Source organism: Alcaligenes sp. GW821-FHT11D07 (assembly GCF_058808495.1).
This window is the reverse complement of the sequence record NZ_JBXART010000003.1, coordinates 114919-129255: the sequence shown is the minus strand read 5'-3', so window position 1 is coordinate 129255 and position 14337 is coordinate 114919. Positions and strand designations below refer to the sequence as shown.

General features: G+C 55.7%; 10 protein-coding genes. 6 read left to right on the top strand and 4 right to left on the bottom strand.

Annotation, left to right across the window (positions count from 1 at the left end; all coding sequences use genetic code 11):
- Window positions 1-7 precede the first annotated feature (7 nt).
- Window positions 8-931, bottom strand: a complete 924-nt coding sequence (locus tag AC1RSM_RS13625) for an EamA family transporter (RefSeq protein WP_492933089.1) — start codon at window positions 929-931, stop codon at window positions 8-10.
- A gap of 153 nt (window positions 932-1084) precedes the next feature.
- Here AC1RSM_RS13625 and AC1RSM_RS13620 point away from each other — a divergent pair, with 153 nt between their 5' ends.
- Window positions 1085-2689 (top strand): phospholipase D family protein, encoded by a 1605-nt coding sequence (locus tag AC1RSM_RS13620; RefSeq protein WP_492933088.1) that lies wholly within the window; start codon window positions 1085-1087, stop codon window positions 2687-2689.
- Between the two features lie 40 nt (window positions 2690-2729).
- On the opposite strand, the gene AC1RSM_RS13615 is transcribed toward AC1RSM_RS13620, so the two are convergent.
- Window positions 2730-6341: an ATP-binding protein gene (locus AC1RSM_RS13615; protein ID WP_492933087.1), complete on the bottom strand. Its 3612-nt coding sequence runs from the start codon at window positions 6339-6341 to the stop codon at window positions 2730-2732.
- Between the two features lie 156 nt (window positions 6342-6497).
- Here AC1RSM_RS13615 and AC1RSM_RS13610 point away from each other — a divergent pair, with 156 nt between their 5' ends.
- The 3 genes from AC1RSM_RS13610 to AC1RSM_RS13600 all read left to right on the top strand — a co-directional run bounded on the left by AC1RSM_RS13610 (window position 6498) and on the right by AC1RSM_RS13600 (window position 9354).
- A complete protein-coding gene (locus tag AC1RSM_RS13610; protein WP_492933086.1) occupies window positions 6498-7283 on the top strand; it encodes a GntR family transcriptional regulator in 786 nt (261 codons plus the stop codon).
- A gap of 179 nt (window positions 7284-7462) precedes the next feature.
- Window positions 7463-8356 (top strand): MBL fold metallo-hydrolase, encoded by an 894-nt coding sequence (locus AC1RSM_RS13605; protein WP_492933085.1) that lies wholly within the window; start codon window positions 7463-7465, stop codon window positions 8354-8356.
- A gap of 23 nt (window positions 8357-8379) precedes the next feature.
- Window positions 8380-9354: a Bug family tripartite tricarboxylate transporter substrate binding protein gene (locus AC1RSM_RS13600; protein ID WP_492933084.1), complete on the top strand. Its 975-nt coding sequence runs from the start codon at window positions 8380-8382 to the stop codon at window positions 9352-9354.
- 122 nt (window positions 9355-9476) lie between these two features.
- Here AC1RSM_RS13600 and AC1RSM_RS13595 read toward each other — a convergent pair whose 3' ends face one another.
- Window positions 9477-10448, bottom strand: coding sequence for a Bug family tripartite tricarboxylate transporter substrate binding protein (locus AC1RSM_RS13595; protein ID WP_492933083.1), 972 nt, complete (start codon window positions 10446-10448; stop codon window positions 9477-9479).
- 37 nt (window positions 10449-10485) lie between these two features.
- Window positions 10486-12075, bottom strand: coding sequence for a sulfatase family protein (locus AC1RSM_RS13590; protein ID WP_492933082.1), 1590 nt, complete (start codon window positions 12073-12075; stop codon window positions 10486-10488).
- Window positions 12076-12181: 106 nt separating this feature from the next.
- Between AC1RSM_RS13590 and AC1RSM_RS13585 the strand changes: the two genes are divergently transcribed.
- Together AC1RSM_RS13585 and AC1RSM_RS13580 are read left to right on the top strand one after the other, a co-directional pair.
- Window positions 12182-13105 (top strand): LysR family transcriptional regulator, encoded by a 924-nt coding sequence (locus tag AC1RSM_RS13585; RefSeq protein ID WP_492933081.1) that lies wholly within the window; start codon window positions 12182-12184, stop codon window positions 13103-13105.
- 115 nt (window positions 13106-13220) lie between these two features.
- A complete protein-coding gene (locus tag AC1RSM_RS13580) occupies window positions 13221-14333 on the top strand; it encodes a GGDEF domain-containing protein (RefSeq protein ID WP_492933080.1) in 1113 nt (370 codons plus the stop codon).
- Window positions 14334-14337: the final 4 nt, after the last annotated feature.

Genomic DNA, 14337 nt, shown 5'->3' with positions numbered 1-14337 from the left:
TAGCTCGCTATTTGCGTGGGGCTCGCTGGTAGGCCAGTCCCACAATACCGCTCAGCACCACCGCTCCGCCCAGCAACTGGGTGGAGTTCAAGGTTTGATGCAGGATCAGCCAGCCCAGAATCAGGGAGGCGACCGGCTCCATATTCATAAAGGGCGCGTTGCGTGTCAGGTCCAGCCGGGGGGCTAGAACAAACAGCGTGACAAAGCCCGTGGTGTACAGCAAACAGACCAAAGACAGAGCCAGCCAGCCGATAGGGCTTTGCGGCAGGGATGAGCCTCCGGGCAGCAGCCCTAAAGGACTTAGCGCAATCAGGCACACGAGTGTCTGGCTGATGGTACAGAAGCTGCGGACCAAACCGGGCAGGGGAGCCAGTTTATTTTCTGTAATCCACAGGCCAATGGCAAAGGTCAGTGCGGTCAGCAGGCTACATACCACCCCTAGCACCCATTGGGAGTCCAGCGTCGCCCCCGCGATCAGGCTGGGTACATCCAGCGCCAGCAGCAGCCCGATCAAAATGGCCACCATGATGATGATGGTTTTGCGATTAGGCCGATGGCCGCCCAGCACCCAGGTCAATAGCGCCAGCAGGATGGGATACATATTGGCGACCAGCAACGCCAGAGCGACGGGAATGCGGGCAATCGAAGAATAAATCAGCATGCACTGCAAGGTGATCAGTGCGCCCAGCAAGAGCTGCCAGCCCAGATAAGGGCGCGGCACCCGCAGGGCCTGCTTGCGCCAGATCAGCAAAATACTGAGGGCCAACGTAGCAGCCGCCGAGCGGAAAATAACGGAGATAATCAGTCCGGTGCCGTGATCCAGCGCTACTTTGGCTGCAATGTGATTGGCGGCAAAAGAGCTGCCCAGCAGAAGTAGCAAAATGATGGCAAGGTGGCGGGGCAGTAAAGCGTTGGCTGTTGCGGGGGGCATGCTGCTTATTTCAGGTTTAAAGTAAGGGGGATGGCTTTATTGTTGTCCGGCCTGCTACTGGGGGCAAGCCTTGAATGCTGAAAAGCCCCTTAGGGTCGCTGGGGGCGCGGTGCTACTATGTGGAGCGATGTCCATGCCCACAGAGATGCTTTCATGAAAATCGATCCCGCCGAACAGCCGACTATACCCCGCTCAGAGGGTCAGATCACGTCCCGCTTTTGGCGCTCCTTAATCGCGGGCAGTGCCTTGCTGGCCAGTTTGACAGGCTGTGCGCTGCCTTCGCTGGAAGGGCGCAGCCAGTCCGAGGCCCTGCCTTTGGACCAGGCGCAAGCGACCATGATTGGCCAGGCCGTTGCCCCGATGGCGCAGCAGCACCCGGGCTTGTCCGGTATTTTCCCCTTGTACGATCCCCATGATGCTTACGCCGCCCGCGCCTTGCTGGCTTTTGCGGCGCAAAAAACGCTGGATGTGCAGTATTACATCTGGCGCGGTGACACTACTGGCACCTTGATGCTGGGCACCTTGCTGGGGGCAGCCGAGCGCGGTGTTCGCGTGCGTTTGCTTATCGACGATAACGGTATCACCGGGCTGGACAATACGTTGGCGGCGCTGAACGCACACCCCAATATTGAGGTGCGCCTGTTCAATCCCTTTGTGCTGCGCTGGCCCAAGTCGCTGGGTTTTTTGACGGATTTTTCCCGCCTGAACCGACGCATGCACAACAAGTCTTTTACGGTGGATAACCAGGTCACCATTATTGGCGGGCGCAATGTGGGGGACGAGTATTTCGGTGCTACCCAGGATGTGCTGTTTGCTGATCTGGATGTCATGGCGGTGGGCTCGGTGGTGCAGGATGTCTCCAAAGACTTTGACCGCTATTGGGCCAGCCAGTCTTCCTATCCGGTAGACAGCCTGATCAAGACGGATGGTCCCAAAGCGCTGAACATCTTCAAAAGCCAATTAGAGCTGGCTCAGGCGCAACCGCGCGCCAAAGACTATCAGGCTGTCTTGCGTGAATCCGATCTGGTCAGTCATTTAGTTCGGGGCGAGCTGGACTTCCAATGGGCGCGCACCACCATGATCAGTGACGACCCCGCCAAAGGGCTGGGGCCGGTCAATCCAGAACAATTGATGGTCTGGCAAATGGATCATTTACTGGGCCAGCCCAAGAGCCGGGTTGACCTAGTGTCCTCTTATTTTGTGCCGACCGCCGCGGGTGTGAAGGCGTTTGAGGGCATGATGGAACGCCCTGGTATGCAAGTGCGCGTGCTGACCAATTCGCTGGCAGCCACCGACGTGACGGCCGTACATGCCGGCTATGCGAAACGACGCAAAGCCTTGCTGGAGGCAGGTGTGCAACTGTGGGAATTGCGTCCCACCATGGACAAGCCCACCCGGCATGGTTCGGGGCCGTTTGGTAGCTCGGGCTCGGCCTTGCATGCCAAAACCTTTGCGGTCGACAATAAGCGCGTTTTTGTGGGTTCTTTCAATTTCGATCCGCGTTCCGTCAATTTGAATACAGAGCTGGGCTTTATTATCGAGAGCCCTGAAATGGCCTTGGCCTTGTCCAAAGGTTTTGACGAGACTTTGCCCTACCGCAGTTATCGGGTGGAGCTGGACGAAGACGGGGAGCTGGTCTGGATTCAGCGCAATGAAGACGGCACGCAGCGCGTGTTCAACACCGAACCCAATGCCAGTATCTGGCGGCGAGCCGGCGTAGGGGTGTTGTCGATATTGCCAATTGAGTGGCTGTTATAGCCAATAGAAAACGGGCCACTTCAGGCCCGTTTTTTTATCGCTAGACTTTCAGCTTCTGCACCGCGTGGCGGCGTGCCTCGATCCAGTCGGCATAGAGCTGCAAGTCGTGTTTTTGCATACTTTGCTCGGCCAGATTCCATTGTTGCAAGGCCTGAGCATGTTCCCCCAAGGAGAGCCAGGCGTCGCCGCGCACACAATACAGCTCGGTGCTGGTGCTGTGTGTGTCATAGCGCAAGCCTTGCGCAGCGGCTTTATCCAGCCAGGGCATGGCTTCATTGCTGCGGCCCAGGCGAATCAGGGCGCGGGCAATGCGGCTCATCAAGCCGTCGGTGCTAATGGGCAGACCATATTGTGCGATCTGCACGCAATCGAGCAGGGGCGGCAGGCTGCTTTCACGGCCCTGCAGCATGATCTGACAGTAGTGCAGGTAAGAGCGGCTCAGGGCGGACCAGGGTTCCGGATTGTGTGACTGTTGCAGCTCTTGCAAGGAAAGGTCGGCCACTTGCAAGCAATCATCCAATTGCTCCATCAAGTAGTAGGCCTGCATGACAAACAAGTGGGTGATGGCGCGCAGGGAAAAAGCCGTGTCAGAACGCAGGCTCTGCAAGGCCAGGCCAGTATGCTGATTCGAGCCTTCGATATCGCCTTTCAGTGCCAGCGCAACGCTTAGGGTTCCCAAGGTAATGGATTGGGGGAAGTTCTCGGCAATGGCTACGCGGTTGTTCTGTTCTTTCAGGTCCTCAAGTACCGCCAGGCTCAAGTTCAGGGTCTGGATGGCATTGTTGATATTACCTTTCCACAGCTCGTGCTGACCAATCGCGTACAAAGCCCAGCTACGGTTCTGGTCGTGGCCGGTTTCATTGGCCAGTGCCAGCAACTGCCGGGCTTTCTGTAGCGCTTGCTCGAAGTTGCCTTGGGCTTGAAACGCCGACCAGGCTGTCCACAAACTGATCATGACTTGATCGGAGTCCTGATCGTCCTTGACCTCGTGACCCAGTTCGTAGGCCATTGCCGTGGAAGCGGAGGCGGGGCCGTATAAGGACGATTCAATTGCCCCTTGCAACATGCGGCATTCAAATTGCAGCGTCTGGCGTACCTGCATGTCGTCAATCAATTCGCTGCGGTTGAGCGAACGCTGCAGATACTGACTGGCTTGGCGCAGTTCGCTTTGTGCCAAGGCTTCACGGGCGGCGCGCTGCCACCATAAAGCGGCTTCCGCGCTGTCCGCTTCACACAGATGCAGGGCGATATGTTCCGGGGCATGGCGCTTGCGTATGCCGTGTTGGGCAATGGCGTAGTGGGCCTGTCGCAGCTCTTCCTGCATGGCGACACGTTCCAGCGCCTGGGCGACCAGTGGCAGGCAGGAGATTTGCTGGTCGTGCAGATCAATCAGGTCAAGGGTGGCCAACGTATCCAGGCCGCTGCTCAGTGCAGCTGCGTCCAGGTGCAGCATCAAGGCCAATTCGTCCAGCGCAATGGCCTGCTCATACAAGGCAATGGTGCTCAGGATATGGCGTGTGGCGGGCAGCAGGCTGTGATACTGCGTACAGATCAGGTCGGTCAGACACAGGGCGTCGCTGGATTCCATGCTTAGTTCATGGCAGCGCAGCAGTTCATTGGCGTGGCCTGGGTTGCCCGCGCTCAACTTGGCAAGGCGGCTGCGCTTGTCGCGTGCCAGTCTTTGGCCGCGTTGCCCCCCCAGCAAACTATTGATGCTGGAACGGTCCAGCGCCCGCAGGGTCAGGTGTTCGGCCCGCTCCAGACCGTGGCCGGGCTTGCGGCTGGTGGTCAGCAGCAGGGTTGGGTGACGCGGCGCGGTATGAGCCAGCAAACGGATCAGGCGATGGGTGGGCGGGTCGGCCCACTGGACGTTTTCAATAATCAGCAAACGGCGACGGGGCGAATTGCTGTGGCCGCTTAGCAGGTTGAACAGCAAGTCCATATGAGCGGTAGAGGGCTCATTCAGATCCTGCTCGTTGGGGCTGCTGTTTAACCATTGATGCAGAGACTGGGCATGCTTGGGGCTGACATCCAGGGCCTCTTGCAAGGTCTGAATGGAAAAAGGGTCGCGTGGTTTGCTTGACTGCGCGGCGATGTAATCGGCAATCTGCTCGTGCAGCCATTGGCGGATGGGGTGCCAGGCTACGCGGCGTTTATCTTCACGGCAGTACAGAACAACGCAGTGATGTGCAGTTTTCTGTACGTAATCAGCCAGCGAGTGCACCAGCAAGCTTTTGCCAATGTGCGCCCGACCGTGAATCGCAATATGGTGCAAGGCACGGCTTGGCCCTATTTGTGACCAGGCCTGTACCAGATGGTCAAACTCTTGCGAGCGACCGTAAACCCGGCTGGTTAAGCGGCTACTGTCGATTTCGGAGGGGCTAAGGCTGAGCCACAAGGTTTCATTCTGGCGGCCCACAGGGCCTTGAATGTCTTTGGTGTCCAGACGCAGTGCCGCTTGCGGACTGATGCGAGGGGCACCGGGGGCGGCATCCCAGCACAGAGGCAAGACGATCTGCGCCAATTGCCCCCACGGGTCGGGGTAAGCGCTTTGGTCATCCATGCTCAGATCAGCATGAATGGCAATACTCAACTTGATGTGTTCGTCCATGCGCAGGGTGGACGCGGCACGTGCCAGCTCGGCAGCCTGGGTAACGGGCGATTCCAGCAGTTCCGGATAACCGAAATACGCGATCAACTGGTTGGGGCCTGCTTCGCAAGGCCAGCCGCCATGCGCCTCAATCAAGCGGTGCAAGGTTTGGCGGCATCGCTCCAGCAATGTGCCCCCTTGTTCGCGGGCCTGGCGGTGGCCGGGTTCAAAGCGCACGCAAAAACCAACGGCGGCCAAGGGACGCAGGCGTAGTGACACGGCGGCGGGCAGGGCCGTACTGCTTGTTTGCGGCTGACGTTGCGGCAAATCCACCAAGCTGCGGGTCTGGGCGCTGGGTTCGCAACCCAGGCGATCCGCCAGCAGGACGGAGCACTGCTCATACGCATGTAAAGCGGCCTCGTGCTGCCCTTCCTGTTTGAGCAGGCGGATCAACTCCTGGTGCAGCTTTTCTTCTTCCGGCCAGATCAGCAACCAGCGTTTCAAATATGTGATCGCTTGTGTTCCGGGCAAGTCGTTTAAACCAGACTGTATATAACGGTCACGGCATTGCGACAGAGTTTGGCGAATGTTTTGTTGTGTATCTTGCAACCAGTCCTGAAGTTGCTCGCCATGATGCAGTTTTACCTGCCCGAGCAAGGGGCCCTGATACAAATTCAGCCGATCCAAATCGCTGAGCGCGGGCTGGCTGGGGTGTTGCAACAGGCCCAGCACATCAATCTGAGCGCGGCTTGGGTCCAGCGCCAGTGTTTCGTTGGTAATGTGCAAGGCATGATCACAGCCCTCAAACGCACGCCGCAAGGCGTGTAGAGCGTGGCGCAAACGAGCGCGACCCACACTGATGGGGTCTTCGTGCCAGATGGTTTCAGCCAGGCGGCTGCGACTGACAGGTTTGCCTTGTGCCAAAGCCAACATGGACAGCAAGATGCGCGCTTTATCGTAATTAATGATTTGTGCGCGGGATTGTCCTTGAACCAGTAATCGGTAAGAACCGAGTAAATAAATTTGGGCCAAGTGCGAGGCAGAGGAAGGTAATACATCCATGGGCTCGGGCTCGTATCAAGAGTTAAGCAATGATTGGGATAATGTATCCGATCCGTTTAATTTTCGTTTACGATCTTTTGCAAAAATAAACGCTTTACTTGTTCAAGATTAAACCTTTTTGGCTTATCTCCGGTTTTTACTGACGCAGGCTATGATGTGGCCTTGTCACTTATCTGTGCTTTTTCGCCTCCTGGTATGGTCGATCCCACGCGTTCTTCGCTGCGCAAACAGTCCAAATTGCCCCTATCGCTCAAGGTGAAATACACCTTGCGGGCGCGGCTTGAACGTGGCGAATGGCCGGTGGGCACTCGTATTCCCACGTTGGAAGAGCTGATGCAGGAGTACGGCGTATCGCGCGCCACCGTGCGCGCCGCGCTGGATGAGCTGGAAAGCGAGGGCCTGATCGAGCGCACTCGTGGCAAAGGCACGTTTGTTATTGGTGACGTGGCGCAAGACCATTGGCTGATGCTCCCCACCAATTGGGATGCCTTGATTGAGCATTTAATGCGTCTGGATTCGGTCATGCGCGAGCTAGGCAATGGTATGGGTGCCTTGCCCCTGGAAATTACTGGCCAGGCTTTGCCCGATGATTATTGGTGGACCAATCGCGTCAATTACACCGAGGGCGTGGCCTATAGCCTGAATACGGTTTATGTGCTTAAGTCTTTGGCTGATACTTTGCAGCCTGAATTAAGCCAGGAGCCTGTGCTGTTGGTCTTGAACCGTTTGGCTCGCGAACAAATTCATACTATCCGTCAAACCTTGACGGTGCGGGTGGCGGATGCGGATCTGGCCCGTCATCTGAATATGGATATTGGCATGCCGGTAGTGCGTGTTATTCGCCTGATTTTTAATCGGCAGGAGCAATTGGTTTACGCAGCGCAGGTTTTTTACCCTGCCAAATATCTCAGTATCCAGACTGAGTTGATGCCAAGTCTCTAGTTCCTCCTTTCTAAGCGCGACGCGTCCCTTTTTCTTCTCCTAGGTAAAAACACCAAGTTATCGGCCCTGAAAGCGAGGTGTACACTTTTTCTATAAAGTCCTAAAAATAGGACTTTATGACTTTATGGGAATCGGCGCTGTGTGGTGCCGGGTGTTTTTTCTGCTTGAAGGAGTTTGACGTGAAGATAACCATGCTTGGCACCGGCGCTGCGTTGCCTGATCCGGACCGTGCCCAGTCATCCATTCTGGTGACGCTGGACAATGGCAAGAATTACCTGTTTGACTGCGGTGAAGGGTCCACACGCCAGATGGTGAAGGCCAATATCAACCCGGCGGATGTGCCCTGGGTGTTTCTAAGCCACCTGCATTACGACCACGTGTGTGGTCTGCCCTTTTTTGTCTTGTCCAGCTGGGTTTTTAACCGCGAGGGCAAGCTGAAGGTGTTCGGCCCAAAGGGCACGCAAGATTTTGTGGACCATTCCTTTGAGAATGGCGCTTTTCGGGTGGATATTCAGGCTCGTGCAGCGTATCCCGCCCGCCAGAAGAATATTGAAGCGGTACGCCCCGAGGTATTCGAGGTGGAGCCAGGGCTGATGTACGAGGATGAGGATGTGAAAATCTACATTGATGTGGTGGATCACATTCCTACTGAAATTACTGACTGCTTTGGCATCCGCATGGAGGCCGAGGGCAAGGTGGTGGCGTTCAGTGGTGATACCGCCCCGTGTGAGTCCATGATCCGTTTGGCTCAGGATGCCGATTTGCTGATTCACGAGTGCACTTTCCCCGAGTCCTTCTTGAAGCACCGTGCCGAATCAGGTGTAGGCACTTTTGCGCACACCAGCCCTTTGCAACTGGGCGAGATTGCCCGCCGCGCGAATGTGAAGAGTTTAGTGGCCACGCATTTTGGGCATTACGATTCAACAAGCCCGGTGATTAAACGTGCGGCTGCTAACCATTTGCCGGTAGATTTGATGGGACCGGAACGGTTGGACGAAGTCGCTCGGGACATTCGCAAAAGCTACAAAGGCGATTTGCGATTGGCAACTGACTTGATGCGCATAGACCTGTAAACAGGCGCGCTGGGGGAGACAAGATGCAAGCAATTAAAAAAGCAGTGCTGAGCCTGACGGTAGCGCTTTGTCTGGGGGCTGTGGGGACAGCTTGGGCGGATTATCCCGATCATCCGGTACGGGTTGTGATTCCTTACCCTCCGGGGGCAGCGGGGGACATTATTTTTCGTATTCTGCAGCCCGAGTTGTCCCGCGAGTTGGGCCAGACGGTGATTACGGATTACAAGACCGGCGCGGGCGGCAATATTGGTACTCAAATGGTGGCGCGATCCAAGCCGGACGGCTACACCTTATTGTTTTCGGCCACCAATAATTTTGTGATCAATCAGTTTCTGTACAAGAACATGGGCTACGACCCGTCCAAGGATCTGTATGTGATCAATAAGGTGGCCGATGCTGCCGCCCTGGTGTATGTGAATGGGCAATTGCCGGTGAAGAATATGGCCGAGTTCCGAGACTATGTTCAACAGCGCAAAGGGCAGGTGAACTACGGCACTCCTGGGGCAGGAACAACGCCGGAGTTGTCTGCCTGGAAGTTGTCCGAGGCGTTGGAGGGCGACATGCTGGGAATTCATTACCGGGGTTCGGCGCCTGGCATTCAGGCTTTGTTGAGCAATGAGGTGCAGATGTTTGTCAGCAGCTATGGTTTGGGAGCTGCTTTCTTGCCGGAAGGGCGCTTGAAGGCCCTGGCGGTGGCTTTGCCTGAGCGTTTCCCTGCTTTGCCGGATGTGCCTACGATGGAGGAGTTGGGCTACAAGGATGTGGTCATCAGCAACTGGTGGGCTTTGGCGGTTCCGGCGGGGACGGATACGGAGATCGTGGGCAAGATCGAAGGTGCTTTGGAAAAAGTGCTGGCAAACCCATCAATTCGGGCCAAGTTGCTGGATCAGGGCTATTTGCTGTCCAAGGTGTCTGCCGAGCAGTTTCGGGCAGGGCTGCCAGCGGAGGCGGATTACTGGCATGACATTGTGACGAGGGCGGGGATTAGCCTGGACTGATGCTTGCTTTTGAGCGGCAGAGCTTGATGCAGGCGTAGGGGAGTGGAGCGACTGGACTGGCTCATTTATGCAGCGCCCAAAAAAAGGCCCCTCATCAGGGGCCGTCAATCGCAAATGAATGCTTACTGATCAGAGCGAATATTGTTATCTCGCACAATCTGTTCCCAGCGCTGGCTGCGCTGTGCGACCCATTCAGCAGGAGTCACTGTTTTGGATTCGTAAGCTTGGATATCCAGCAGACGCAGGGTTTCTGCGGTGGAAGGACGCTTGACGATATCGCTCAGCAAATCGTTCCAGGCTTTGATCTTCTCGGGTGGCGAACCTTTGGTGGTAAATACCAAGTAGGAGAAGCTCTCGTTAAAGTTCTCCAGTCCGGGCAACTTGGCTTCAGACATCGTAGGTACGTCAGGCAGCAGAGGATTACGCTTGGCACCGGACGTTGCCAAAGGAGTCAGCAAGCCTTCTTTGATCGGACCCAATACGCCAGCAATCGTTAGAAAGCCGCTGTCCAGTCGCTCTCCATACATATCGTTGACCACCGCGCTGTTGCTGCGATAGGGAATGTGGTCCAGCTTGATACCACTGTCTTGCGTCAAGGCGGACATCATCAAATGCCCAGGGGAGCCCATGCCTGCAGAACCGTAGTTCATCGGCTTTTTGCGGGCGTGCTCCAGAAACTCGCCGGGGGTTTTGATGCCGGTCTTGCTGGGAACCACCAAAACCTGGTCAAACGTACCGAGCAAAGAAACCAGATCCAAAGACTCGTTGATCTTGAACTTGCTGTTGACGTAAATATGCGGATTGGCCGTCGCAACGGTATCCAGCGTCAACAGCAAGGTATTGCCATCCGGCTTGGCGCGCCCCACCGCTTCTGCAGCAATAGTTCCTGCTGCACCGGCACGGTTTTCTACCACAATCGTTTGGCCGGTTGTTTCTGTGGCCTCGCGGGCCAACATGCGGCCCAAGACATCCAGAGGGCCGCCTGCCACGGAGCTGACCACAATGGTGGCCACTTCGGCACTCTGCACCGGCGTAGCCAAAGGTAAGATCAGCGCACAAATGCTTACTTTGCGCAGCAAGGAAAGGGTGGGCATAGATGTCTCCAGATAGGGATGGTTAAGAGTGTTCAGCTCACGCAATGGCCAGTGGCAGTGGACTGGTTTCGCTGTGAGCCATCATGGTATCGATCAATTGACACAAAAGCGTTGTTTTTAACGCTTGTGCAAAGGGTTCATTCCACAAATTATGCTGTTCCAGCGGATCAGCTTGCAGATCATAAAGCTCACCGATCTGGCCCCCCTCGTATAGGCTCAAACGGTGGTGCTGGGTGACCAGCGAACGCAGCTTGGTACGAATGGGCGTGTTGAACAGCTTGCGCTGATTTTCCTCTTCAATCAGTACGCCGGTGCGCCAGTCGGTTTGCGTTTGCTGCATCAAATCCAGCAAGGAGCGTCCCTGAATGCCGTTGTAGGGCAGTTGACCTGCACGTTGCAAAACAGTGGGCGCAACGTCAATGGTAGAACACACGGCCGGGCTGCTGCCTTGTGCTGGCGCATTTGTTGGATCAAACCAGATAAAGGGGCTGCGGATGATGCTTTGGTAATGCACCGGGCCTTTAAGCATCAGTTGGTGGTCACCCATGAAATCGCCATGATCGCTCATGAAAATAACGATGGTGTTTTTGTCCTGGCCAGTCTGCTCCAGGTGGTCCAGAATGCGTCCAATCTCGGCATCGATATGCGTAATGGAGCCATAGTTCAAAGCAATCGCTTCACGCGCTTCCCGCTCGGTGCAGGCAAATAGCGTGGGCGTGTGCTTGATGGCTTTGCCTTCGTCCCGCAACTGATGCAGCAATTGCAGATGGGCGGGCAAGGGATGAGGGCCCAGGTGGAAAGAGTCGGGCAGGCTCACTTCTTCTGGCTTGTACATGTCCCAGTACTGGCCGTGCGGCGTAAAGGGGTGATGCGGGTCCGGGAAGGAACACTGAATAAAGAAAGGCTGTTGTTCCTGGGCATATTTGTCCAGTACAGCGCGGGTGCGGTCACCAATCCAGGCCGTGGTGCTGTACTCTTCTGGCACGCGGGTGCGCCAAGCCTGGCCGATACGGCTTAACTCGTAGTCTGGCGTCGGGATGGCGTGTTCTGGGCCGGACATGGCAGCAATCTCCGGGTGCTCGTCTTGCAGCCAGCGGCCGTAGTCTCCCCAGACCTGATCGCCGTGGTCAATGGCCAGATCCACCTGTTCGTAGCCATAGAAAGGCAGGCTGACACTGTGGTCTGCGCGGTCACGCCACAGTTGGCCACATTCCTGCTCGTAGTCATTCGTTGCTAAGGGCGGGCGGGCTTCTCCTTGAGTAGGAGGATCATCCGGGCGTGGGTATAGCGGAGGCGTATCGGTGATGTTTTGCAGGTGTGCCTTGCCAACCAGGGCTGTTTTCCAGCCGGCTTGACGCAAGACATCAACAAAAGTGCTGGAGTCCAGTGGCAGCGGCACGCCGTTATGGCGAGCTCCGTGTACGGAGGGCATGCGCCCGGTCATCAGGGAGGCGCGGTTGGGCATACAGATAGGGGTGGCGACGTAAAAACGGTCGGCACACCAACCACCGGCAGCCAAAGCATCCAGATTGGGTGTTTTTACTTCTTTATTGCCATAACAAGCTAAATGATCCGCGCGAAGTTGATCCGCGATGATCAATAAAAAATTGGGTACTGATTGAGACATAAAGTGCCTATTTTGTAGCATTTAGTATGTCCATTATGGAAGCAGTAGCCATAATGTTAAATTGAATAACTAGCAGGTATATATACCTCTTTCATATAGGTAAGTCATGAGCTGGAGTGAACGCATTCGCTTAAAGCATCTGCAGGTTTTAATTCGCTTATGCGAACACAAAAGCATGAGCGATGTGGCCCGGCAGTCCAATATGACTCAGCCTGCCTTGTCCAAATGGCTCAAGGATTTTGAAGAGAATATCGGCATGCCCTTATTCGAGCGCCACGCTCGCGGCATTGAGCCATTACCAGCTGCCTTGGCGCTGGTGGCACAAGCGCAAGGGGTGCTGAATCGTCTGGATCGCATGAACGCGACTCTGGAACAATATCGACAAGGCTTTCGCCAGCAATTTGCTCTGGGTATTTCGCCTATGGTGGCGGCGGTTTATCTGCCCCAGCTATTGGTGTATTTGTACGAGCGCGATCCGCAATGCCATATCCGTATTCAGGAAGGGACGCTGGATGTGCTCAGCCGCAATTTGGAGCAGGGTGAGCTGGATTTGGTTATCGGGCGTGTGGACGAAGCCGGGCGCAATCCGGCAATGGCGTATATGCCACTAGGTCCCGTGCCTTTGGGGGTTGCTGCGTGTCGCAAACACCCCTTGGCTCAGCAGGATGAAGTGACCTGGGAACAGTCGCTGGAATACCCCTGGATTTTGCCTCCGAAAAACAGCCCCATGCGGCGCAGTTTTGAACTGGCCCTGGACGCCAGGGGGCTGACCTATCCCACGTGTGCAATTGAGTCGGCTTACGCGCATACTAATGCCCGCGTGGCGGTGGACAGCCAGTTTCTGGTGCCCATGACTCGCAGCATGGTGCCGGTCTACCCGGACTTGTGCATTTTGGAACTGGACTGGAGCGACCCGCGCTTGCACGGTCAGCTTGGTCTATTGTGGCGTCCGCAGGACTCGGGCGAGCCTATGTTGGAAGAGGTTATTACTTGGATGAGCAAGCAGCATCAGTTACCTCAATCAGTGTGATTGTAGGCCCGGGTCAGTGGATGCTGACCCTGAGAGAACTGACAGCTTGTTTTTCAATTCGTTGTAACTAAAAATTGCCAATATGTTACTTTGTTTCTTCTAAGCGAATTGATTGATGGGAACAATCCTGGAAGGCTGGAAAAACTTGCAAGCGATCAGTATCAGCTCGGTGCGCGACACACTGAGTGGGAAATATCATTCTCGTGACTTCATCCACGCCCGAATGGAGTATTTGCGCAGCCGAGTAATCTTGGTTGGTCTGCTATTTGCTTTGCTCACGCCCTTGTGGACCTTGATGGACTGGCTGGTTTTACCCAGCTGGCCTGCGCATTTGATGGGTATGCGTATTTTGAGCCTGGGCGGGCTGGTGCTGTGTGTCTGGCTGGCCTTTAATGGCCACCAGCGTATTACGCGTATTTATATTTTGAGCGGACTGGTTTTTATCCTGCCCGCCTCTTTTTACGCCTATATGCTATTGACCCTGGCTGGCGCCGGGCATTACGTGGTGCTGGGCTACGGTTTTATCCCGTTCTTATTGGTTGCGACCTTAAGTATTTTTCCCTTCACCTTGCTGGAATCAGCCTTGGTCGGGGGCGCGCTAATTGCCTTGCAGATTTTGGCCAGCGTCAGTAGCGGAACCTGGCTTAGTGTGAAAGGTTTGCAGGACCTGTGGCTATTAAGCGCTTTATTGGTGGTGGCGCTGACCGCTAACTATTTCCACTTGGGGCTCTTGCTGCGCTTATATCGGCAGGCGACCCATGACACCCTGACAGGGCTTTTGAACCGGGGGGCGCTAAGCCGCCAGTTGGGGCAGGAAGCGACTCATGAAGTCCTGCATGTTCTGATGGTGGATCTGGACCATTTCAAACAGATCAACGATACCCACGGGCACTCGGTCGGGGACGATGTTTTGATGCGCACCGCCTCTTTATTTAAGTCGCAACTGGGGCCGCAGGATCTGGCAGCGCGCTACGGTGGCGAGGAATTCATGCTGATTCTGGCAGGACGCCAGGACGATCAAGCGCTGGATTTTGCCCGTCGTTTACTGCGTCAGGTGCAGGAACAAACCTTTTATAACCACGACCGTGAACCCTTTCAGATTACGGCCAGCATAGGGCTGGCGGTATGCCAGCCTGGCCAGCAGATTGATGCCGTATTGCAGCTGGCGGATGAACGCTTGTACCGGGCCAAACGTGCGGGCCGTAATCAAGTGGTTGCCGAAGGCTGACCCT